The 19,898-nt window shown below is 74.3% G+C and carries 17 protein-coding genes; 6 read left to right on the top strand and 11 right to left on the bottom strand.

The window, feature by feature from the left end:
• Nucleotides 1-3 precede the first annotated feature (3 nt).
• Nucleotides 4-1,512, bottom strand: coding sequence for an Asp-tRNA(Asn)/Glu-tRNA(Gln) amidotransferase subunit GatA (gene gatA / locus LX15_RS18225; RefSeq protein WP_253670814.1), 1,509 nt, complete (start codon nt 1,510-1,512; stop codon nt 4-6).
• Nucleotides 1,512-1,811 (bottom strand): Asp-tRNA(Asn)/Glu-tRNA(Gln) amidotransferase subunit GatC, encoded by a 300-nt coding sequence (gene gatC, locus LX15_RS18220; protein ID WP_253670813.1) that lies wholly within the window; start codon nt 1,809-1,811, stop codon nt 1,512-1,514. Before gatC ends, gatA begins: the two co-directional genes overlap by 1 nt.
• Before the next feature lie 341 nt (nt 1,812-2,152).
• On the opposite strand from gatC, the gene LX15_RS18215 reads away from it, so the two are divergent.
• On the top strand, nt 2,153-2,809 hold the full coding sequence (locus tag LX15_RS18215; RefSeq protein ID WP_253670812.1) for an ACT domain-containing protein: 657 nt from the start codon (nt 2,153-2,155) through the stop codon (nt 2,807-2,809).
• A 237-nt stretch (nt 2,810-3,046) separates the two neighbouring features.
• On the opposite strand, the gene LX15_RS18210 is transcribed toward LX15_RS18215, so the two are convergent.
• The 5 genes from LX15_RS18210 to LX15_RS18180 form a co-directional block, all read right to left on the bottom strand.
• Nucleotides 3,047-3,790: a 3-keto-5-aminohexanoate cleavage protein gene (locus tag LX15_RS18210; RefSeq protein ID WP_253670811.1), complete on the bottom strand. Its 744-nt coding sequence runs from the start codon at nt 3,788-3,790 to the stop codon at nt 3,047-3,049.
• A 2-nt stretch (nt 3,791-3,792) separates the two neighbouring features.
• The gene (locus LX15_RS33160; protein WP_308213484.1) at nt 3,793-5,424 is read right to left on the bottom strand and encodes a GNAT family N-acetyltransferase; all 1,632 of its coding nucleotides are present in this window, start codon (nt 5,422-5,424) and stop codon (nt 3,793-3,795) included.
• A 68-nt stretch (nt 5,425-5,492) separates the two neighbouring features.
• A complete protein-coding gene (gene ligA, locus LX15_RS18190) occupies nt 5,493-7,646 on the bottom strand; it encodes an NAD-dependent DNA ligase LigA (protein ID WP_372502748.1) in 2,154 nt (717 codons plus the stop codon).
• Between the two features lie 37 nt (nt 7,647-7,683).
• Nucleotides 7,684-8,418 carry a hypothetical protein gene (locus LX15_RS18185; RefSeq protein ID WP_253670810.1) on the bottom strand — a complete coding sequence of 245 codons (735 nt, stop codon included), beginning with the start codon at nt 8,416-8,418 and terminating at the stop codon, nt 7,684-7,686.
• Between the two features lie 192 nt (nt 8,419-8,610).
• A complete protein-coding gene (locus tag LX15_RS18180) occupies nt 8,611-9,513 on the bottom strand; it encodes a LysR family transcriptional regulator (RefSeq protein ID WP_253670809.1) in 903 nt (300 codons plus the stop codon).
• Nucleotides 9,514-9,653: 140 nt separating this feature from the next.
• Between LX15_RS18180 and LX15_RS18175 the strand changes: the two genes are divergently transcribed.
• On the top strand, nt 9,654-10,616 hold the full coding sequence (locus LX15_RS18175; protein WP_372502749.1) for a YeiH family protein: 963 nt from the start codon (nt 9,654-9,656) through the stop codon (nt 10,614-10,616).
• Nucleotides 10,617-11,283: 667 nt separating this feature from the next.
• Here LX15_RS18175 and LX15_RS18170 read toward each other — a convergent pair.
• The gene (locus LX15_RS18170; protein WP_253670808.1) at nt 11,284-11,757 is read right to left on the bottom strand and encodes an SRPBCC family protein; all 474 of its coding nucleotides are present in this window, start codon (nt 11,755-11,757) and stop codon (nt 11,284-11,286) included.
• Nucleotides 11,754-12,791 carry a methionine synthase gene (locus LX15_RS18165; protein WP_253670807.1) on the bottom strand — a complete coding sequence of 346 codons (1,038 nt, stop codon included), beginning with the start codon at nt 12,789-12,791 and terminating at the stop codon, nt 11,754-11,756. The genes LX15_RS18170 and LX15_RS18165 overlap by 4 nt, the downstream gene beginning before the upstream one ends.
• A 411-nt stretch (nt 12,792-13,202) precedes the next feature.
• Here LX15_RS18165 and LX15_RS18160 point away from each other — a divergent pair, with 411 nt between their 5' ends.
• Both LX15_RS18160 and LX15_RS18155 read left to right on the top strand, forming a co-directional pair.
• On the top strand, nt 13,203-14,555 hold the full coding sequence (locus tag LX15_RS18160) for a cellulose binding domain-containing protein (protein ID WP_253670806.1): 1,353 nt from the start codon (nt 13,203-13,205) through the stop codon (nt 14,553-14,555).
• Nucleotides 14,556-14,566: 11 nt separating this feature from the next.
• The gene (locus LX15_RS18155) at nt 14,567-15,556 is read left to right on the top strand and encodes a chitinase (protein ID WP_253670805.1); all 990 of its coding nucleotides are present in this window, start codon (nt 14,567-14,569) and stop codon (nt 15,554-15,556) included.
• Nucleotides 15,557-15,646: 90 nt separating this feature from the next.
• Here the strand turns inward: LX15_RS18155 and LX15_RS18150 are convergent, their stop codons facing one another.
• Together LX15_RS18150 and LX15_RS18145 are read right to left on the bottom strand one after the other, a co-directional pair.
• Nucleotides 15,647-16,468, bottom strand: a complete 822-nt coding sequence (locus LX15_RS18150; protein WP_253670804.1) for a class I SAM-dependent methyltransferase — start codon at nt 16,466-16,468, stop codon at nt 15,647-15,649.
• 42 nt (nt 16,469-16,510) lie between these two features.
• Entirely contained in the window at nt 16,511-18,487 is a 1,977-nt protein-coding gene (locus LX15_RS18145) for a heavy metal translocating P-type ATPase (RefSeq protein WP_253670803.1), read from the bottom strand.
• Nucleotides 18,488-18,565: 78 nt separating this feature from the next.
• Here LX15_RS18145 and LX15_RS18140 point away from each other — a divergent pair, with 78 nt between their 5' ends.
• The gene (locus LX15_RS18140; protein WP_253670802.1) at nt 18,566-18,877 is read left to right on the top strand and encodes an ArsR/SmtB family transcription factor; all 312 of its coding nucleotides are present in this window, start codon (nt 18,566-18,568) and stop codon (nt 18,875-18,877) included.
• A gap of 348 nt (nt 18,878-19,225) precedes the next feature.
• Nucleotides 19,226-19,768 (top strand): allene oxide cyclase barrel-like domain-containing protein, encoded by a 543-nt coding sequence (locus tag LX15_RS18135; RefSeq protein ID WP_253670801.1) that lies wholly within the window; start codon nt 19,226-19,228, stop codon nt 19,766-19,768.
• Nucleotides 19,769-19,898: the final 130 nt, after the last annotated feature.

The raw sequence follows: 19,898 nt of genomic DNA, 5'->3' as shown, positions 1-19,898 counted from the left end.
CCATCACGCCCCCAACTCCGGCGCCCGGTCGGCGAACCGGCCGGCGCCCGCGTCGCGCGCCACCTCGTAGGCGGCGGCGACCCGGTACATCCGGTGGTCCCGCATCGCCGGGGCCATGATCTGGAGTCCGACCGGCAGCCCGTCCTCCTCGGCCAGGCCGCACGGCACGCTCATGGCCGCGTTGCCGGCGAGGTTGGCCGGGATGGTGCACAGGTCGGACAGGTACATCGCCATCGGGTCGTCGACCCGCTCGCCGATCCGGAACGCCGTGGTCGGGGTGGTCGGCGAGACCAGCACGTCGACCCGCTCGAACGCCGCCGCGAAGTCGCGGGAGATCAGCGTGCGCACCTTCTGCGCCTGCCCGTAGTAGGCGTCGTAGTAGCCCGAGGACAGCGCGTAGGTGCCGATCATGATGCGCCGCTTCACCTCGGGGCCGAAGCCGGCCTCCCTGGTGAGCGCCATGACGTCCTCGGCGCTGCGGGAGCCGTCGTCGCCGACCCGCAGGCCGTAGCGCATGGCGTCGAAGCGCGCCAGGTTGGACGAGCACTCGCTCGGCGCGATCAGGTAGTACGCCGGCAGCGCGTAGGTGAAGTGCGGGCAGGACACCTCGACGATCTCGGCGCCCAGCGCGCGGAGCTGCTCGACGGCCGCGTGGAAGGCGGCGAGCACGCCGGGCTGGTAGCCCTCGCCGGCGAACTCCCGCACCACGCCGACCCGCACCCCGGTGAGGTCGCCGGCGGCGCCCTCCCTGGCGGCGGCGACCACCGGCGGCACCGGCGCGTCGATCGAGGTGGAGTCGAGCGGGTCGTGCCCGGCGATCACCTCGTGCAGCAGCGCGGTGTCCAGCACCGTCCTGCCGCAGGGGCCGCCCTGGTCGAGCGAGGAGGAGAAGGCCACCAGGCCGTAGCGGGACACGCCGCCGTAGGTCGGCTTGGCGCCGACGGTGCCGGTGACCGCGCCGGGCTGGCGGATCGAGCCGCCGGTGTCGGTGCCGATGGCCAGCGGCGCCTCGAACGCGGCCAGCGCCGCGGAGGAGCCGCCGCCCGAGCCGCCGGGGATGCGGTCGAGGTCCCACGGGTTGCGGGTGGGGCCGTAGGCCGAGTTCTCGGTGGACGAGCCCATGGCGAACTCGTCCATGTTGGTCTTGCCGAGGATGACGACGCCGGCCTCGCGCAGCCTGCGCGTGACCGTGGCGTCGTACGGCGGGACCCAGCCGTCCAGGATCTTCGAGCCGCAGGTGGTGGGCATGTCCCTGGTGGCGAAGACGTCCTTGAGGGCCAGCGGCACGCCGGCCAGCGGGGACGCCGGGGCCTCGCCGGAGTCCAGCGCCTCGTCGACCGCGCGGGCGGCCGCGAGCGCGCCCTCGGCGTCGACGTGCAGGAACGCGTGCACGCGGCCGTCGACGGCGGCGATCCGGTCCAGGTGCGCCTGCGCCACCTCGACCGCGCTCACCTCGCGGCTGTGCACCTTCGCGGCCAGCTCGGCCGCGGTGAGCCTGGTCAGGTCGCCCATCACTGCTCCTCCCCCAGGATGCGGGGAACGCGGAACCGGCCGTCCTCCGCCTCCGGCGCGCCGGACAACGCCTGCTGCTGGCTCAGGCCGGGGCGCACCACGTCCTCGCGGAACACGTTGGTCAGCGGCACGGCGTGCGAGGTCGGCGGGATGTCGTCGGCGGCGACCTCACCCACCCTGGCCACGGACTGGAGGATGACGTCGAGCTGACCGGCGAAGACGTCGAGCTCCTCGTCGGTCACGGCCAGCCTGGCGAGCCTGGCGAGGTGGGCGACCTCGTCGCGGGAGATGGCGGGCACTCCTGGAGACCCCCTGGTCGATGGTGTGCGTGACCAGCCGAGTCTAGGGCGAGCGGGTGAGCTGGCCCGAACGGGTTGTCGGGCCGACCCGGGGATCGGGGCCGGCGCGCCCCGCCCGGGTCCCGGGATCCGGACGTTCGCCCCTTCCACCTACCCCCGTCTGCGAGAATCGGCCGCCGGCGGTGCCGCCGGCCGGCTCGGCGCGGCCGCCCCGGGTTCGGTGCGCGACACAACGCGACAGAACGCGACACATCGCGACGGAGCGCGAGACAGCGCGAACAACCGCGAACAACACAGCCGCGGGCGGCGAGGTCCCGCGCACGGCCTCGGGAGGCGTGGCAGTGTCCTTCCTGATCCGGGTCCAGGTCCCGGACCGGCCCGGCATGCTCGGCGCGGTGGCCACCGCGCTCGGCGGCGTCGGCGCCGACATCCTGAGCGTGGACGTGGTCGAGCGCGGGTCCGGGGTCGCCGTGGACGACCTCGTGGTCGAACTGCCGTCCGGCCGGCTGCCGGACGCCCTGATCACCGCCGCCGAGTCGATCGACGGCGTGGTCGTGGACGCGGTCCGCCCCTACGCCGGGGTGCTCGACACCCACCGCGAGCTGGAGCTCGTGGAGGAGGTGGCGGCGGCGCACCCCGGCAGGGGGCTGGAGGTGTTCACCGAGGGCGTGCCCAGGATCGTCCGCTCGGGGTGGGCCCTGGTCGTGGGCCGCGACGGCGACGGCGTGGAGCGCCTGGCCGCCAGCGGCGCGGCCCCCGAGACCAGGGCGGTGGACCTGCCGTGGCTGCCCCTGGAGCGGGCCACGGTCCTGGACGGCGAGGAGGAGTGGGTGCCGCCGACCTGGCGGGAGCTGGGGACCGAGCTGGCCGCCACGCCGCTGGGCAACCCGCACCGCGTCCTGCTCGTGGGCCGGCCGGGCGGGCCGATGTTCCGGGCCGCCGAGGTCGCCCGGCTCGCCCATCTCGCCGGCATCGTCTCCGTCGTCCTCGACGGCTGACCGGGGGGTACGGCGACCAGGGACACCGGCGACCAGGGACACCGGCGACCTGGGGCACCGGCAACCTGGGACACCGGCTACCTGGGACACCGTGCGACCAGAGGCACGGGCGACCAGGAGCACGGGCGACCGCGGGAATCAGGTGACCAGGGGGACCGGGCCGTTCGCTCTCCGGGTGCGACGAACGGCCCGCCCCACCCCACCCCGTCGCCGAGCCGCCCCACCACGCGCGTGGCGTCAGTTCGCGTGCGTGGTGTGGTTGCCGCCCAGGAGCCGACGGGCCGTGGCCACCAGCTCGGCGTTGCTCGTGGCGACCCGCCCGTCGGGCAGCAGGAGGGTGTCCTCCAGGCCGATCCTGGTGGCGAGCTGACGCCGACCGGCCTCGGCCAGGACCGCCCAGCAGCCGGAGTCCTCGCCGTGCAGCAGCAGCGGCGCCTCGGTGTCGCCCAGCTCGTCGATGATCCGCCGCGCCTCGGCCAGCGCGTCGTTCGGGTCGGGGTCGACCACCTCGACCAGGACGCGGACCGCGCCGTCGACGAGCCCCGCCTCCCGCACCTGCGCCGCGTCCGCCGCCGTCCAGACGCCCAGCTCCACCCCGATGCCGGCCATCCGGAGCGCCTGCACGACCTCCCGCCAGCCGTCCTCGTGCACGTTGACCGAGGCGACGTCCGGCCGGTCCTGGCCGAGGGCGGCCCAGCGCAGCACGTGCGCGACCCGTCGGGTGGGGTCCGGCTCGACCCACGCGGCCGTGGTGACCCCCACCTCGATGCCGGGCGCCACGGCGCGCACGGCGGCGACCGCCGCCGCCACCTCCTCCGGCTCCATGGTCTCCGGGCCGCCGGCGACCCTGGGGTGCAGGTGGACGGAGCCGACGCCGAGGGGAACCACCGCGCGCACGTCCGCCGCGACCTGTTCCGGCGTCACCGGGACGGCGTTGTGCTCGTCCAACCGCCGCGCCCCGTTCGGACAGAGCTGCAACACGACTACCTCCGCAGGGGATGGACGTAAGCCAGCATGTGCAGTCCGAAGGACGTGTGCCAGTCCCGTTCCCGGTCACGGACGAACCCCGTCCGGGTGTACAGCCGCTGCGCGGCGTACATGGTCGGCTGCGCCGAGAGCACGAGCCGCCGCCCTCCGACCTCCCTCGCGCGGTCCAGGCCCGCCCTGACCAGCGCCTCGCCGACGCCCCTGCCCCTGGCGGTCGGCTCGACCGCCAGCAGCCGGAGCTCCAGCTCGCCCGGCCGGGCGAGCTGCGCGTACGGGCTGTCCGACCGGCACAACGTCATGGAGCCGAGCAGGCGCTCCCGCTCGCCGTGGCCCTCCACCGCCACGAACAGCTCGGCCTGCCGGGCCCGGCGCGCGGTGTCGGCGAGCAACGGGACGACCGCCTCTCCTGCGTAGCCCTCCCCCACGTAGACCCTGGCCATGAGGTCGCCCACGGCGGCGTGGTCGTCGTCGACGACCCGCCGGATCCGGAGCCGCCCCGCGCGGGCCGGCATGGGCAGCGGCTCGACCTCCCTGCCGTAGCCGAGCAGGCGGATGCCCGCGACCGACTCCCGGTCCCTGTCCGGCATGCGGGTGAAGCCCAGCGCCTCGAACAGGTGCTGCGCCGACCGCATCCGGTGTTGCGAGCTGAGGACCACCCGACGCACGCCGTGCCGGGCCGCGCGGTCCAGCACCGCGCGCACGAGCAGGCGCCCGACGCCGCGCCCCCTGGCCCTCGGGTGCACGGCCAACGCGCGGAACTCCCACTCGGCGCCGCGCGCCACCTCCACCCAGGGCGAGCCGGGCCGACAGACCGTGACCGTGCCCAGCACGCCGGAGGTGTCGACCGCGACCAACAGGTCGGCCATGGCGGCGCGGCTCGCCGCGTCCCGCAGCACCCCGGCGTAGCCCGCGTCGCCCTCCAGCAGCCCGTCCGCCCGGTAGGCCGTGACGGTCAGCTCCCCGATCTCGTGGTACTCGGCCGGCTCCGCCGACCGGACCCTGGCCTGGCGCACCGGCCGCTCCCGCACCAGCTCGAAGCCGTACGCGAGCAGCCGGGCGCCGGGGACCGGCTCCCAGTCCCGCTCGGGCATCCGGGTGAAGCCCAGCGCCTCGAAGAGCTGGCGCGCCGCGCTGATCACGTCCCTGGTCAGCAGCACCACCCGGCGCGCGTGGTCGGCGCGGGCCCTGTCGAGCACCGCGCGCACCAGCCGCCGGCCGACGCCGCGGCCCTGGGCGGTGGGGCGCACCGCCAGGGCCCGGAACTCCCACTCCCCGTCCCTGCCGATCGCGGACCAGCCCGACCCGGGCGCCAGCACGGTGACGGTGCCGAGCAGGGCACCGCTGTCGCGGTCCACGGCCACCAGCAACTCGCCGCGACCGGCCCTGCCCGCGGCGTCCCGCAGCTCCTGCTCCCCCCGGTCGTCGTCGGCGAGCTGGCCGTCGGCCCGGAAGGCCGTCACGGTCAGCTCGCCGACCTCCGCGTGCTCGGCCGGCTCGGCCGGGCGGATCACGACGGTTCCGGCCGCCAGGGCCGGGCTCGCCTCCTCGACCTTGTCCACTGGCGTCCCCCAGTCGTCGCAGCCGTGCTGACCGGCGCCCGGCACCCGGTGCCGGGGTCTTCCGATCATGGCGCGGGGGACGGCCCGTAGTCCCGTGCTACTCCCGGGATTACGCCGGGCGAGTTACCCGGTTCGGCTCAGTCCGCGCGGGCGACCTCGGTGGCGGCCTCCGGTCCGCTGTCCAGCAGCACCCGGAACCCGGCCTCGTCGAGGATCGGCACCTTGAGCTGGACGGCCTTGTCGTACTTGGACCCCGGGGCGTCGCCCACGACGACGAAGGCGGTCTTCTTGGACACCGAGCCGACCGCCTTGCCGCCCCTGGCCATGATCGCCTCCTTGGCCTCGTCCCTGGAGAACCCGTCGAGGGTGCCGGTCACGACGATCGACAGCCCCTCCAGGGTGCGGGGGACCGACTCGTCCCGCTCCTCGGCCATGCGCACCCCCGCGGCGCGCCACCTCTCGACGATCTCCCGGTGCCAGTCGACGGCGAACCACTCGCGGACCGCGGCGGCGATCCTCGGCCCGACGCCGTCGACGGCGGCCAGCTCCTCCTCGCTCGCCTCGGCGATCCGGTCGACCGAGCCGAACTCCCTGGCCAGCGCGCGCGCCGCCGTCGGCCCGACGTGCCGGATGGACAGCCCCACCAGGACTCTCCACAGTGGACGTTCCTTGACCTCCTCCAGGTTCGCCAGCAGCTTCTGACCGTTCGCGGACAGCTCGCCGGCGATCGTGCGGAACAGCTCGACCTCCAGCAGCCGCTCCGCGTCCAGGTCGAACAGGTCGCCCTCGTTGAACACGACGCCGGAGGTGAGCAGCGCGGTGGCCGCCTCGTACCCGAGGACCTCGATGTCGAACGCGCTGCGCCCCGCCATGTAGTACAGGCGCTCCCTGCGCTGCCCCATGCAGGAGAAGGCGTTGGGGCAGCGGATGTCGACGTCGCCCTCCTTCTCCGGCCCCAGCTCGGCGCCGCACTCCGGGCAGTGGGTGGGCATCGCGAACTCGCGCTCGTCGCCGTCCCTGGCGTCGACCACGGGGCCGAGCACCTCGGGGATGACGTCGCCGGCCTTGCGGATCACCACGCGGTCGCCGATCAGCACGCCCTTGCGCCGCACCTCGTTGGCGTTGTGCAGCGTGGCCATCGCGACGGTGGACCCCGCGACCTTCACCGGCTCCATCACCGCGTACGGGGTGACCCGCCCGGTGCGCCCGACGTTGACCCGGATGTCCAGCAGCGTGGTGGTGGCCTCCTCCGGCGGGTACTTGTAGGCGATCGCCCACCGGGGGGCGCGGGAGGTCGAGCCGAGACGGCGCTGGAGCGGGACCTCGTCGACCTTGACCACCACGCCGTCGATCTCGTGCTCGGCGTCGTGCCGGTGCTCGCCCCAGTGGGCGATGTGCGCCAGCACCTCGTCCACTGTGGACAGCACCGTGGTGTGCGCGGAGACCGGGAGGCCCCACGCGCGCAGCGCGGCGTAGGACTCGGACTGCCTCGCCGGCTCGAACCCGGTGCGCCGGCCCAGCCCGTGGCAGATCAGCCGCAGCGGCCGGGACGCGGTGACCTTCGGGTCCTTCTGCCGGACCGAGCCGGCCGCGGCGTTGCGCGGGTTGGCGAACGGGGACTTGCCGTCCGCGACGAGCTTGGCGTTCAGCTCCGCGAACTCGGAGACGACGAAGAACACCTCGCCGCGGACCTCGACCAGGTCGGGGACGGGGTACTCGTCGGTGCCCGTGAGCCGCTCCGGCACGTCGCCGAGGGTGCGGATGTTGAGCGTGACGTCCTCGCCGGTCCTGCCGTCGCCCCTGGTGGCCGCGCGGACCAGGCGGCCGTTCTCGTAGAGCAGGTTGATCGCGATCCCGTCGATCTTCAGCTCGCACAGGTAGTGCGCGGCCGAGCCGACCTCCTTCTCCACCCGGTCCGCCCACGCCCGCAGCTCGTCGGGGTCGAAGGCGTTGTCCAGGCTGAGCATCCGCTCCAGGTGGTCCACCGGCCGGAACTCGGTGGAGAACGCGCCGCCGACGGTCTGCGTCGGCGAGTCGGGCGTGACCAGGCCGCGGTGCTCGTCCTCCATCCGTTGGAGCTCGCGCAGCAGCGCGTCGAACTCGCCGTCGGAGATGGTCGGCGCGTCGAGCACGTAGTAACGGAACTGGTGGCCGCGGATCTCCTCGGCCAGCGCCGCGTGCCGCTCCCTGATGTCGGCGGGAACGTCCTCAAGACCCTCGGCGTCCGGGGCGCCCGCGACGTCGCCGCCCTGGGCGCCCGGCAGCTCGCCGCTGTCGTCGTTGCTGGTCACGCCCCTGAGACTAGTCAGGACCCCCGACAGTCGCGGCTCATGGTGCCGGCGCGGACGGGTGCCCGGACCCGTCCTCCTCCGCCCCGTCGCCGCTCCCGGTCCCCGCAGCCGCCCTCCACCGCTCGTCCAGCTCACGGACGAGCGTCCGCAGCTCACCGAGGGTGATGGCGTTCGCCGGCTCGGCGGTGGCCGTCTCCACCCGCCCCAGCCGGTCGGCGGCCAGCCGCTCGCCGAGCGCGGCGTCCAGGGGCAGGAAGGTCATCGCCTCCCTCGCCCTGTCCTCCAGCGCGGCCAGGCCGGGGTGGTGCACGGCGACGTCGACCAGCTCGGCGCGCTCGTCGACCAGCGCGGCCACCCGCACCTCGGCCAGCGGCAGCCGGTGCGCGCCGATGTTCACCGTGACCTCGGCCGGGTCCGGCACCGGCGGGACGGCGTCGTGGAACTCCCACGTCGGGTCGGGTGGCGGGGCGGCGGCGATCCAGGCGTCGGTGAACGGCCGCAGCGCGGGGTCGCCCTGGCCGCTCACCACGAACGCGTAGACGGAGCGCTGACCGCGTTCGAGGGCGAAGTGCAGGTCGGGGTGGAGGTCGGCGACCAGCTCGCACAGCTCGTTCTCGACCCGGTGCGGCTCCCCGTCGCCGAGGGCGGAGCTGATCATCGGCAGCAACGCGTCCCAGCGCTGCCAGAAGCGGGCGGCGGCCGCCGCGGGGTCGACCGCCGGCTCCGGCTCCGGCTCGGGCTCGGGCCGCCGGCGACGCAGGAAGTTCCACATGGTGGCCGATTCTCCGTCATCGCGGCGGCCGGCAGGTGCGGATCGCGCCTTCCGGTCCGCCCCCCGGTCCGCCCCCCGGTCCGACCCGCGGTCCGACCCGCGGTCCGACCCGCGGTCCGACCCGCGGTCCAGCCGCCGGCCCAACGCCCGGTCCCGTCGCCCCGTCGCCCCGTCGCCACGGCGGCGGGGGCGTCAGGGGCCGGCTCGTCCGGCGATCGCGAGCAGCGCGGCGGCCGGGCCCACCAGGCGTCGCCCGGACGGCCACACCGCGCAGAGCGCCCGCCGCAGGTCGATGCCCTCGACGCCGACCTCGACGAGTCGCCCCTCGGACAGGTCGGTGGCGACGGCGAGCACGCTGAGCACCGCGGGTCCGGCTCCGGCGATCACCGCGCTGCGCACGGCCGTGGTGGAGCCGAGTTCGAGCAGCGGTTGGGCGGGGCCGCACCGCGCCGCCGCCAACGCCCGTTCGAGGGTCTCCCTGGTGCCGGAGCCGGACTCCCGCACGACGAGCGGGGTGGCGGCCAGCTCCTCCGGGCTGACCGGCCGGCGTCGTCGCGTCCACGGGTGGGTGGGGGCGACCACGACCGCGAGCCGGTCGACGGCCACGCGCCGGTAGGCGAGGTCGGTCGGGATGGACGGCGACTCGATGAACCCCATGTCGACCTCGCCGGAGCGGACCAGCTCCACGACGGAGGTGGAGTTGGTCACCTGGAGGCCGACGTAGAGCGCGGGCTCGGCGCGCCGCAGCTCCCCGATCCAGCCGGGGGCCAGGTGCTCGGCGACGGTCATGCTCGCGGCGACCCTCAGCTCCGCGTCGCGGTGCGCGCGCAGGGCGGCGGCCCCGGTCAGCAGGCCGTCGACCTCGTCGAGCACCCGCCGCGCCCAGTCGGAGACGACGTGGCCGGCCGGGGTGAGCCGCGAGCCCCGGCGCGTCCGGTCCACCAGGACGAGCCGGAGCTGCCGTTCCAGGGCGGACAGGCGCTTGCTCGCGGCGGGCTGGGTGATCCCCAGCTCGCCGGCCGCCCTGCCGAGGCTGCCCAGCTCGCCGACGAGCACGAGCAACCGGAGCGACTCCAGATCCGGCACGGTGCTCATTCCTCCAGGTTATGAGCATGACACCAAGATCGGGCTACCGAGGCCGGGTTTCGTGACGGAGCGTGGTCAGCGTGACGTCGACCGCCTCGCCCCCTTCACCCGACTCTCGGACCTCCCGTTCCGCCTCCTGGCTCCGGCCCCTGCTCCCGGGGCTGCTCGCCGTCGCCGTGGCCGTGGCGGTGGCCGTGCTGGTGAACCAGGTGGTCCCCGCGGTCAGCGCCCTGACCATCGCGGTCGTGCTCGGGGTGCTCGCCGGCAACCTGCCGGTCCTGCCCGCCGCCGCCCGCCCCGGGCTCACCTGGGCCACCCGGCGGCTGCTGCGGGCCGGCGTGGTCCTGCTCGGCCTCCAGCTCGCCGTGCCGCAGGTGCTGGGGCTGGGCGCCGGCACGCTGCTCGTGGTGCTGGCGACCGTGGCGGTCACCTTCGTCGGCACGGTGCTGCTCGGACGGGCGCTCGGCCTGCCGCGCGGGCTGTCGGTGCTCGTCGGGACCGGGTTCTCGATCTGCGGCGCCTCCGCCGTGGCCGCGGTGGAGGGCGTGGTCGAGCGCGAGGAGGAGGACGTGGCCACGGCGGTCGCCCTGGTCACCCTCTACGGCAGCCTGGCGATCGCGGCGCTGCCGCTGCTGGCCGGCCCCGCCGGGCTGGAGGGCGAGGACTTCGGCCGCTGGGCCGGGGCGAGCGTGCACGAGGTCGCGCAGGTCGTGGCGGCGGCGTCCCCGGCGGGCGCGCTGGCCGTGGCCACCGCCGTCGTGGTGAAGCTGAGCCGCGTGGTGTTGCTCGCGCCCCTGGTGGCGGCGATCAGCGTCGCGGAGCGGCGTCGGCGCCCCTCGGCCGAGGGCAGGCGCCCGCCGCTGGTGCCGCTGTTCGTGCTCGGCTTCCTGGCGATGGTCGTCGTGCGCAGCGTCGACGTGCTGCCCGCCCCGGTGCTGGACGCGACGAAGTTCGTCACCACGCTCCTGCTGGCCGGCGCGTTGTTCGGGCTGGGCAGCGCGGTGCGGATCGCCGCCCTGGTCCGCACCGGGCCGAAGGCCCTCCTGCTGGGCCTGTTCTCGACGCTCCTGGTCGTGGCCGTCTCCTGGGCCGGCCTGAGCCTGGTCCTGTGACCAGCCGGAGCCCTCGGCCAGGTCGCGGGCGAACGGCCGGGCGACGGGCTCGCCGGGGAGCGGTCGCGGCCGGTCGCCCGCGCTGGTGACGGAGTTCTCCGCCACGAGATCCCATTGCGTGTCCGCCATCCACGCCGTAGCCGACCACGTCCACGACTTCCGTCCACTGTGGACTCACGACGAGGGTTTGATGGCCTGTCAGCCGGTCCGCCCCCGCACAGGGGTGGCCCGGCTGACGGGCGTATCGGCTCACGAACGTCCCGGAGGAGGCGTGTCGGCTCACGGACGTCCAGGGGGCGTGTCGGTTCACGAACGTCCCGGGGGAGGCGTGTCGGCTGACGGCTGTCCGGGAAAGGCGATCGTCTCGGTCGGCGCGAGGCGGCCCAACACCACTCGTTCGTGGGGTTCGGCCCGCTTCTCCTTCCTCCGGGGGACCTCGGACCAGCGGTTTCTGTCAGACCCCCATGAGACGTTTGAAGTGGGGGGTCCCCCAACTACAGGCCTGTAGGCGCGCGCATGGCCGTCGCCGTCTCCTGGGCGGGACTGGCCCTCAACCTCTGATCACTCGGAACGCCGGCCGGCCAGCACCTCCTCTGATCACGCGGAACGCGAGCCGGCTGGCACCTCCCTGATCACGCGGAACACGAGCCGGCCGACACCTCCCTGATCACTCGGAACGCACGCCGGCCAGCACCTCGACGATGTACGCGTTCCGCGCGATGATCAGGCGCTTCAGGTAGCGCCGGAGCCCGGCCGCCGTCACCAGGCGGCCGAGCGGCCCGGCCGGCGCGGCGAACTCGACCACGTCCCGCATCGTCGTGTGCGTCGGATCGCGCGGGTCGACCTCGAAGACGTGCTCGTGCCACCACCGCCGGAACGGGCCGCGCACCTGCTCGTCCACGAACCGGCGCGGCCGGTCGTGGGCGCTGATGACCGAGGTCATCCGCCACGGCACGCCGAAGTGCCGCGCCCGCCAGGTCACCGTGTCGCCGAGCCCCATCCGTCCACTGCGGACTCCGCCGACGACCCGCTCGCCGGAGCGCCGCATCGAGCCGAGGTGGACGTCGACGTCGAGGGACGCGTCGAAGACCTCCCCGATCCGCGCCGGCACCCGGGTCGTCAGCTCGAACCGCGCGGTCACCAGGACTCCGGCGGCTCGACGAACGCCCGGCCGAGGTCGCGGACCAGGGTCAGCGCGCGGCGCGCCCACTCCGGCGTCGCGCCGGCCAGCCCGCAGCTCGGTGTGACGACGGCCCGCTCGGCGAGCCAGGACCGGGCGAAGCCGAGCCGGTCGACCAGTTCCAGCGCCGGCCGCGCGGCCTCCCGCGGGCTCGGGGCGCGCTCGGGCGCCACCCCGGGCAGCAGGCCGAGGAACAGCACCGCGCCGGCGTCCCACACCTCGCCCAGTTCGTCCCAGGTCTCGGCGGACGCGCCCCAGAGCAGGGAGACGTCGAGGGCGAGGGCGTCCGCGCCGGCCCGGCGGAGCAGGCGCAACGGTGGCCGGGGCGCGCAGCAGTGCACGACCACGGGCTGGCCCGTCGCGTCCCGCGCCGCGGTCACGAGGCGCTCCAGGACCGTCACGGCCGTGGACTCCTCGACCGCCCGGACCGTGCCGTAGCCGGAGGGTGTGGGCAGGGAGCCGGCCAGCACCGCGGGCAGCGTCGGCTCGTCGAACTGCACCACGACCTGGGCCCCGGTGCGCGCGGCCAGCTCGCGGACGTGCGCGGCGAGCCCCTCCGCGAGCGACTCGGAGAACTCGCGCAGCGCGCCGTGGTCGGTCAGCACGCGGTGGCCGCGCACCAGCTCGATCCCGGCCGTCAGCGTCCACGGCCCGGCGAGCTGTGCCTTGACCACGGTCGGTCGCGCCCCGGCGGCCTGGAGGGCCTCGTCGAACGCGTCGAGGTCGCGGCGGAGCAGGTCGACGGCGCGGCGGTGGTCGACGCCGGGCTTCGCGGTGACCCGGTACCCGGAGGGGATCACCTCCACGGCGAGGTCCACCAGCACGCCCGCGGTCCTGCCGATCACGTCGGCCCCGACGCCCCTGGCGGGCAGCTCGGGAAGGTGCGGCAGCGCGGGCAGCTCGCCGACGACGACGCGGGCCGCCTCCAGGGGGTCGGTGCCGGGCAGCGAGCCGATGCCGGTCGCCGTGCCGGCTGGCCACGGTGTGTTGCTCACGCCCCATCACTACCACCCCGGGACCCCGCCGCCGCGTGGGCACCTCCGGTCCGCCGCCGGACAGAAAAGGTCTAGACCCATTGACGAGGTGGTCCAGGCCACATACCGTCGTCGGCAGCCGGTGACCGGCAACCCACACACCCGGTCGCCGGCCCCCGCCGCCTCCCGACGTCGCCCCCGCGGCGACAGGCTTCGGGCGCGGGGCGCGCCGGCAGCAGCCGCGCCCCGCGCCCGGCCTCCACACGAAAGGCGGCCACCCGTGTCCACGCCACCGGACCCCGCGATCGCCTCCGTCCGCCCGCCCCCTCGGCGGCGGTTCCGGAGCGCGACGCCCCGGAGCCCCGACGCCACCTGACCGCCGCCCGTGTCGCCCCACTCTCCGCACCCCCTGCGAACACCTGTGGAGACACCATGAGGTTCGGCAAACACCGGTGGGCCGCCGTCGCGGCCGCCGCACTCCTCCCCGTCACGGGGCTGCTCCTGGCCGGCGCGCCCGCCGGCGCGGAGAACGGCCCCACCGCGACCTTCGCCACGACGTCGGCGTGGGACAGCGGCTACACCGGCCGGTACACCATCACGGCTGGTTCGTCCACTTTGGACAACTGGACCCTGGAGTTCGACCTGCCGTCGGGCAGCGGCGTCACCAGCGCGTGGGACGCGGCGATGACCCGCGACGGCGACCACTACCGGTTCACTCCCCGCGACTACAACCGGACCGTCCAACCCGGCGCCAGCACGAGCTTCGGCTTCAACGGCACCGGAACCGGCACGCCACTGAACTGCACGCTCAACGGGCAACCCTGCGGTGGTGGCGGGGGCACGCCCACGACGACGGTCACCACCACGACCTCGCAGGACCCCGGTCCCGGTCCTGGGCCGAGCAGCTACGCCGCCGCGCCGTACTACTACTACGGCTGGGGCAATCCGCAGCCCATCAACGACGTCATGAAGGCCACCGGCGTCAAGACGTTCACGCTGGCGTTCATCCTCGCCGGCGGCGGCTGCACCCCGGCGTGGGACGGCCACCAGCCCGTCTCCACGGACACGCGCTACGCGGCGCTGATCCGGCAGGTGCGCGCGGCGGGCGGCGACGTCATGCCGTCGATCGGCGGGTGGGCCGGCAGCAAGCTCGGCGAGGCCTGCTCCGACGCGCAGTCGCTGGCCAACGCCTACCAGCAGGTCATCGACAAGTACTCGCTGAAGGCGATCGACCTCGACATCGAGAACACCGAGTTCGAGAACCCCGCCGCACAGGACCGGATCATGAACGCGCTCCGGATCGTCCGGCAGAAGAACCCCGGCATCAAGATCTACGTCACCATCCCCGCCCTCCAGAGCGGCATGAACCGGTGGGGCACGGACCTGGTGAAGAAGGCCGTGTCCGTGGGCGTCGAGATCGACGCGTGGACCCTGATGCCGTTCAACTTCGGGGCCACCGACCTCGGCGACGCCACCATCCGCTCGATGGAGGCGCAGCACGGCCAGCTCAAGGCGCTGTACCCGGGCCGGTCGGACGCGGAGGTGTACCGGATGCAGGGCATCTCGTCGATGAACGGCCGCACGGACAACGGGGAGTACGGCTACCAGTCGGACTTCCAGGACATGTTGGCCTACGCCCGGCAGAAGAACCTGGGGCGCTTCACGTTCTGGGCGGTGAACCGCGACCGGCAGTGCCCGAACCAGACCCCGGGCTCGCGGGACGACTGTAGCGGCGTCACCCAGCAGCCCTACGACTTCACGAAGATCGTCGCCCAGTACCGGTGAGGGAGGCCGTCATGAGGATCACGAGGTCGAGGATCGCCGCGCTCGTCACGACGGCGGTGTCCCTGTGCCTGACCGGACTGCTGTCGGGACCGGCGGCGGGCGCGGAGCCCGCCGCGCCCCGGCCGCTCGCGGTCGTTCCGAAGGTCGCGCCCTACATCGACATCACGATGGCGAAGCCGACCCTGCCCGAGGTCGCCCGCGCCACCGGGCAGAAGTACTTCACCCTGGCCTTCGCGCTGGGCAGCAGCACGGGCTGCGACCCCAAGTGGGGCGGGGTGATCGACCTGAACGAGCCCCGGATCATCAACCAGGTCAGGGAACTCCGGTCGATGGGCGGTGACGTGATCATCGCGACCGGCGGCGCGCTCGGGCCGTACCTGGAGCACGTCTGCGGGAGCGCGAGCGCGCTCGCCGGCGCCTACCGGAAGGTGCTCGACGCCACCGGCAGCAACCACCTCGACGTCGACGTGGAGGCGTCGATCCCGGCGGACACGGTGAACCAGGCGCTGGCCACCGTCCAGCGGGAGCGCGGGACCTCGGTCAGCTACACCCTGCGGGTGCAGGGCCAGGACTACGGCGTGGACCCGTTCTCCGTGCAGATCCTCCAGAGCGCCGCGCGGCACGGCGTCAACGTCGTGGTCAACCCGATGCTGATGAACTTCGGCTACAGCGGCGACTGGGGCGACGCGATGGTCGCGGCGGCCAACGCCACGCTGCGCCAGATGAAGGGGGTGTGGCCGGGCAAGTCCGACGCCGAGCTGAAGGCGATGCTGGGGGTCACGCCGATGATCGGCCGTAACGACACCGGGATGGTCACGACGCAGGCCCACGCCCGCAAGCTGCTGTCCTTCGCCCAGTCCAACCGCATCGGCTTCATCGGGTTCTGGTCCGTGGGCAGGGACAACGGCCGCTGTTCTGGCGGTGGCGTCTCCCCCACCTGTAGCGGCATCGGCCAGTCCGACTACGAGTTCACCAACATCTTCAAGTCCTACGCGGGCTGACGCGCCCGCCCGGAAACCGGGCGCCGGTCCTCGGGACGCGCCTCCCGAGGACCGGCGTCCTGCCGTCCACTCCCGCGCGGCGGCCCGCGCTCACCCCGGCCGGCGGGCGAGGGTGAGCAGGTGGCCGGAGGCCCCGAGGACCGACGGTTCCCGCTCGATCCGGCGCAGGCCCCACAGCAGGCGGCCCCTGCGGTCAGGGTCGGACAGCCAGGTCTCGATCTCCGCCTCGGGCAGCAGGCCCGCCGAGCACTCGACCCCGAACACCTCGGGCGACTCCAGGCCGGCGGCCACGGCCTCGTCGGCGGCCTCGCCCGGCAGGTGGAGGTACGTGGTGGTGAACCAAGTCCACGGCTTGCCCGGCGGAGGGCGGTGCTGCCCGTCGGCCAGGTCCCTGGCCACCATCTCCCGGAACTCCTCGTCGACGATCATCCCCGTCCGGAGGCCGTCGTGCAGCGACGCGAACCGGCTGATGGTCGCCGCCGCGACGAGCCCTCCCGGCCGGACCACCCTGGCGGCCTCGCGCCAGGCCAGGAGCCGGTCCTCGCGCTCAACGAGGTGGTAGAGCGGGCCGAGCAGGAGCACGGCGTCGTAGGCGGCGTCCGCCGCGTCGAGGTCCCTGGCGTCGCCGACCCTCGCCCGCACGCCCGGCAGCGTCGCGGCCTGCTCGACGTGCGCGGGCACGGCGTCGACGAGGTCGACCTGGTAGCCGTCCGTGACGAGCCACTCCGCGTGGACGCCGGTCGCGCCGCCGACGTCGAGCACCGAGGCCGGCGGCTCAGGGAGGAAGCGGCGGAGGAGGTCCTGGGTGCGGACCAACTCCAGCAGCCCGGAGCCGGACCGGAGGCGCTCGCCCTCCCTGCCCTCGCCGTAGTACCGCAGGAGATCCGGGTCGTGCCGTCCCTCATCCCTCATGCCCCTCGACCCTAGGCGGGGTCAGGAAGATCGCCAATCCCGTTACGACGCGCGGCTGTCCGACACGGCGGGCACGGGTCGGGGCGGAACGGACGCGGACGTGGGCGCGGGCGTGGCCGGCCAGGAGTCGCGGGACAGCAGCCGCAGTCCGTTGAGGCACACCAGGACCGTGGACAACTCGTGTCCCGCGACCCCGAGCGGCAACGGCAGTTCCCCGAAGAGGTCCCACGCCACGAGGACGACGATCACCGCCACGGCGAGGGCGAGGTTGGCCCCGGCCACGCGGCGGGCGCGCCGCGCCAGCAGGACGAGCGAGGCGACCGCGCCCAGCCGGTCGCCGACGACGACCGCGTCGGCGGCGGTGAGGCTGAGGGCGCTGCCGCCGCCCATGGCGACGCCGACGTCGGCCGCGGCGAGCGCGGGCGCGTCGTTGATCCCGTCGCCCACCAGCAGGACCCGCCGGCCGTCGGCCTGCCAGCCCCGCACGGCGGCGGTCTTGTCCGCCGGCAGCAGGCCGGCGCGGACGTCGGCGATGCCCACGCTCGCGGCCACCGCCGAGGCCGGGGCCGGGGCGTCCCCGGTGAGCAGGACCGGGGGATGGCCCGAGATCTCGGCGAGGGCGATGACGGCGGCGGGGGCGTCGTCCCTCGGCTCGTCGGCGACCGCGAGCACGCCGAGCGGCCGGCCGTCCCGCAGGACCACGACGGCGGTGTGTCCCTCGGCCTGGGCGGCGGCGACGAGCCCCGAGGCGGAGGAACCGTCCTCAGTGGACTCCGATCCGGCCAGCAGGACCGGGTCGCCGACCACGATCTCCCCGCGGTCGGTGGTGGCCCGCACACCCCGGCCCGGCTCCGCGCGGAACCCGCGCGTCGGGAGGAGGTCGACGCCGCGCCGGTCGGCCTCGGCGACCACGCACCGGGCGATGGGGTGTTCGCTGTCCCGCTCCACCGACGCCGCCAGGCGCAGCACCTCCGCCTCGCCCGCGCCTCCCAGCGGGCGCACCGCGACCAGACGGGGCGCGCCCCGCGTCAGCGTGCCGGTCTTGTCCAGCGCGACGGTGTCCACTTCGGACAGAGCCTCCACCACCCTCGCGTCCTTGACCAGGACGCCGTGCCGGCCGGCCGTGGCGATCGCCGCCAGCAACGGCGGCATGGTGGCCAGCACGACGGCGCACGGCGAGGCCACGATCATGAAGGTCATCGCCCTGGACAGGGTCGCGGAGAAGTCCGCCCCGAAGGCGAGCGGCACCACCAGCAGCAGGGACGTCGCCACGACGACGAACAGCGAGTAGCGCTGCTCCAGGCGTTCCACGGCGAGCTGGCGCCGGGCCTTGGTCGCCGCGGCCTGCTCCACCTGCTCGGCGACCCGCGCCAGCGCCGTCTCCCCCGCCGCGCGGTCGACCGCGACCCGCAGGGAGCCCGTCCCGTTGACCGTGCCGGCGAGCACGCGGTCGCCCGGCGCGCGCCGCACGGGCAACGGCTCACCGGTGAGCGTGGACTGGTCCACCTCGCTCTCGCCGCCGACCACCACCCCGTCGGCCGGCACCCGCTCGCCCGGCCGGACCAGCACCTCGTCCCCCCTGCGCACCTCGCCGGCGGGCACGACGCGCTCCCCCTCCCCGGTGACCAGCACGGCGGTCTCCGGCGCGAAGTCGAGCAGGGCGCGCACGCTGTCCTCGGTGCGCGCGGTCATCACCGCCTCCAACGCACCCGAGGTGGCGAAGATGACGATCAGCAGGCCGCCGTCCAGCCACTGCCCGGTGGCGGCGGCCGCGACCGCCGCCACGACCATCAGCAGGTCGACGTCGAGCGTGCGCGCGGCCAGGGCCCGCAGTCCCGCGAGGGCCGGCTCCCAGCCTCCGGCGGCGTAGCAGAGGAGACAGAGCGCCCCCACCAGCGGACCGGGCAGGGACGCCAGGTCCGCGCCGACCGCCAGGACGAACAGCGCCGTGGCCGCGACCGCCCACCGCACCTCGCTCAACCGCCACGCCCCGCGCCACCGCCCGTTGGCCACCCGCATGGCCGGGATACTACCTGCGCAGTCATGCAGGTAAACAAATACGCAGGTGAACAGGTGTGCAGAAGGTAGGATCACCTCGTGCACACGGGCATTCCGGATTTCCAGATGCCGACCGAGGACCAGGTCACCCTGGCCGCGGAGGCGTTCCGGCTGCTCGCCGACCCGACCCGGATCAAGATCCTGTGGGCGTTGTTGCAGGGCGAGTCGTCGGTCGCGTGCCTGGCCGAGCTGGTGGGCGCCTCGCCCACCGCCGTGAGCCAGCACCTGGCGAAGCTCCGGCTGGCCGGCCTGGTGTCCGGCCGCCGCGAGGGCACCTTCGTGCACTACACGGCCAACGCCGAACACCTGCGCCCGCTGCTCGCCCACGCTCTGGCGCCCAGCGGGTCCTGACCCTCCCGTGAATCGCGGAGGGGCCACGCGAAGAACGGTTCGCCCGCTGCCTCCGCACACGCCGTCACGGAGCGGGAGAACCTTTCCGGAAGGTGTTTCCGGGGCAGTGGACAGCCGTTTTCGAGCATTCGTGGCGATCCCTGCCCCCGTCGCTCCATCATGCCGCTGAGCTGGGAGAACACTGTCGGAGCAGCACGGAGGGTCGCTGCGGGAAAACTCCTCATCGTCACACGTTTCGAGACTCGGGTGTAGGTGTGAGAACGATCCGAATTCTGTTCCCTTGACCTCCAGCGCGATCGAACTCCCACGATCGCCTTCGTCGGTTTTCCCACGAAGGGAGTGAGGAAGATGAGCAGGACACTCGTCGTCGCCGGAGCCCTCGCGCTGACCGGAGCCCTCGCGCTGACCGGGGTGCTCGGCGTGGCCGGGGTGTCGGCCCTCGGCGGCACCGCGTCGGCGGAGCCCTCGGCCGAGGGAGCGGCCGCGCCGGCGTCCCCGGCGTCCCCGGGGGCGTCGCGCACGGTGACGCTGGACCTCCAGGTCGACAACGACCAGTTCGCCGAACCCGACCTCGGCGCGCCCGGCCGCAGCCTCGGCGACATGACCGTGTACTCGGACAAGATGATCAGGGACGGGAAGGAGGTCGGCATGGACGGCGGCTCGTGCGTCGTGACGCACATCGAGGGCGCGCGGTCGGTCTCGAACTGCGTGCTGACGATCCGTCTCCCCGAGGGCCAGCTCACCGCGCAGGGCCTGTGGAACGACGGCACCTCCCCGATGCAGATGGCGATCACCGGCGGGACCGGCGCGTACCAGCACGCGCGGGGCTACCTCCAGGCGTGGGACATCCACACGCCGAAGGAGAAGTACCGGATCCAGGTCTCCCTCTGACGAAACGCGTGCGCGTCGCTTTGCCCGGCCTCGTCGGGCAAAGCGACGGCGCGAGCCACTAGCGGTTGTCCAGCGAAGGCAAGAGCTTTCCCTCCTCCGTGTTCCGCTTCCCCACCTTCGTGTTCGAACG

The organism is Streptoalloteichus tenebrarius, from assembly GCF_024171885.1.
GTDB classification, from domain to species: Bacteria; Actinomycetota; Actinomycetes; order Mycobacteriales; family Pseudonocardiaceae; genus Streptoalloteichus; species Streptoalloteichus tenebrarius.
This window is presented reverse-complemented; position numbering and strand designations above follow the sequence as displayed.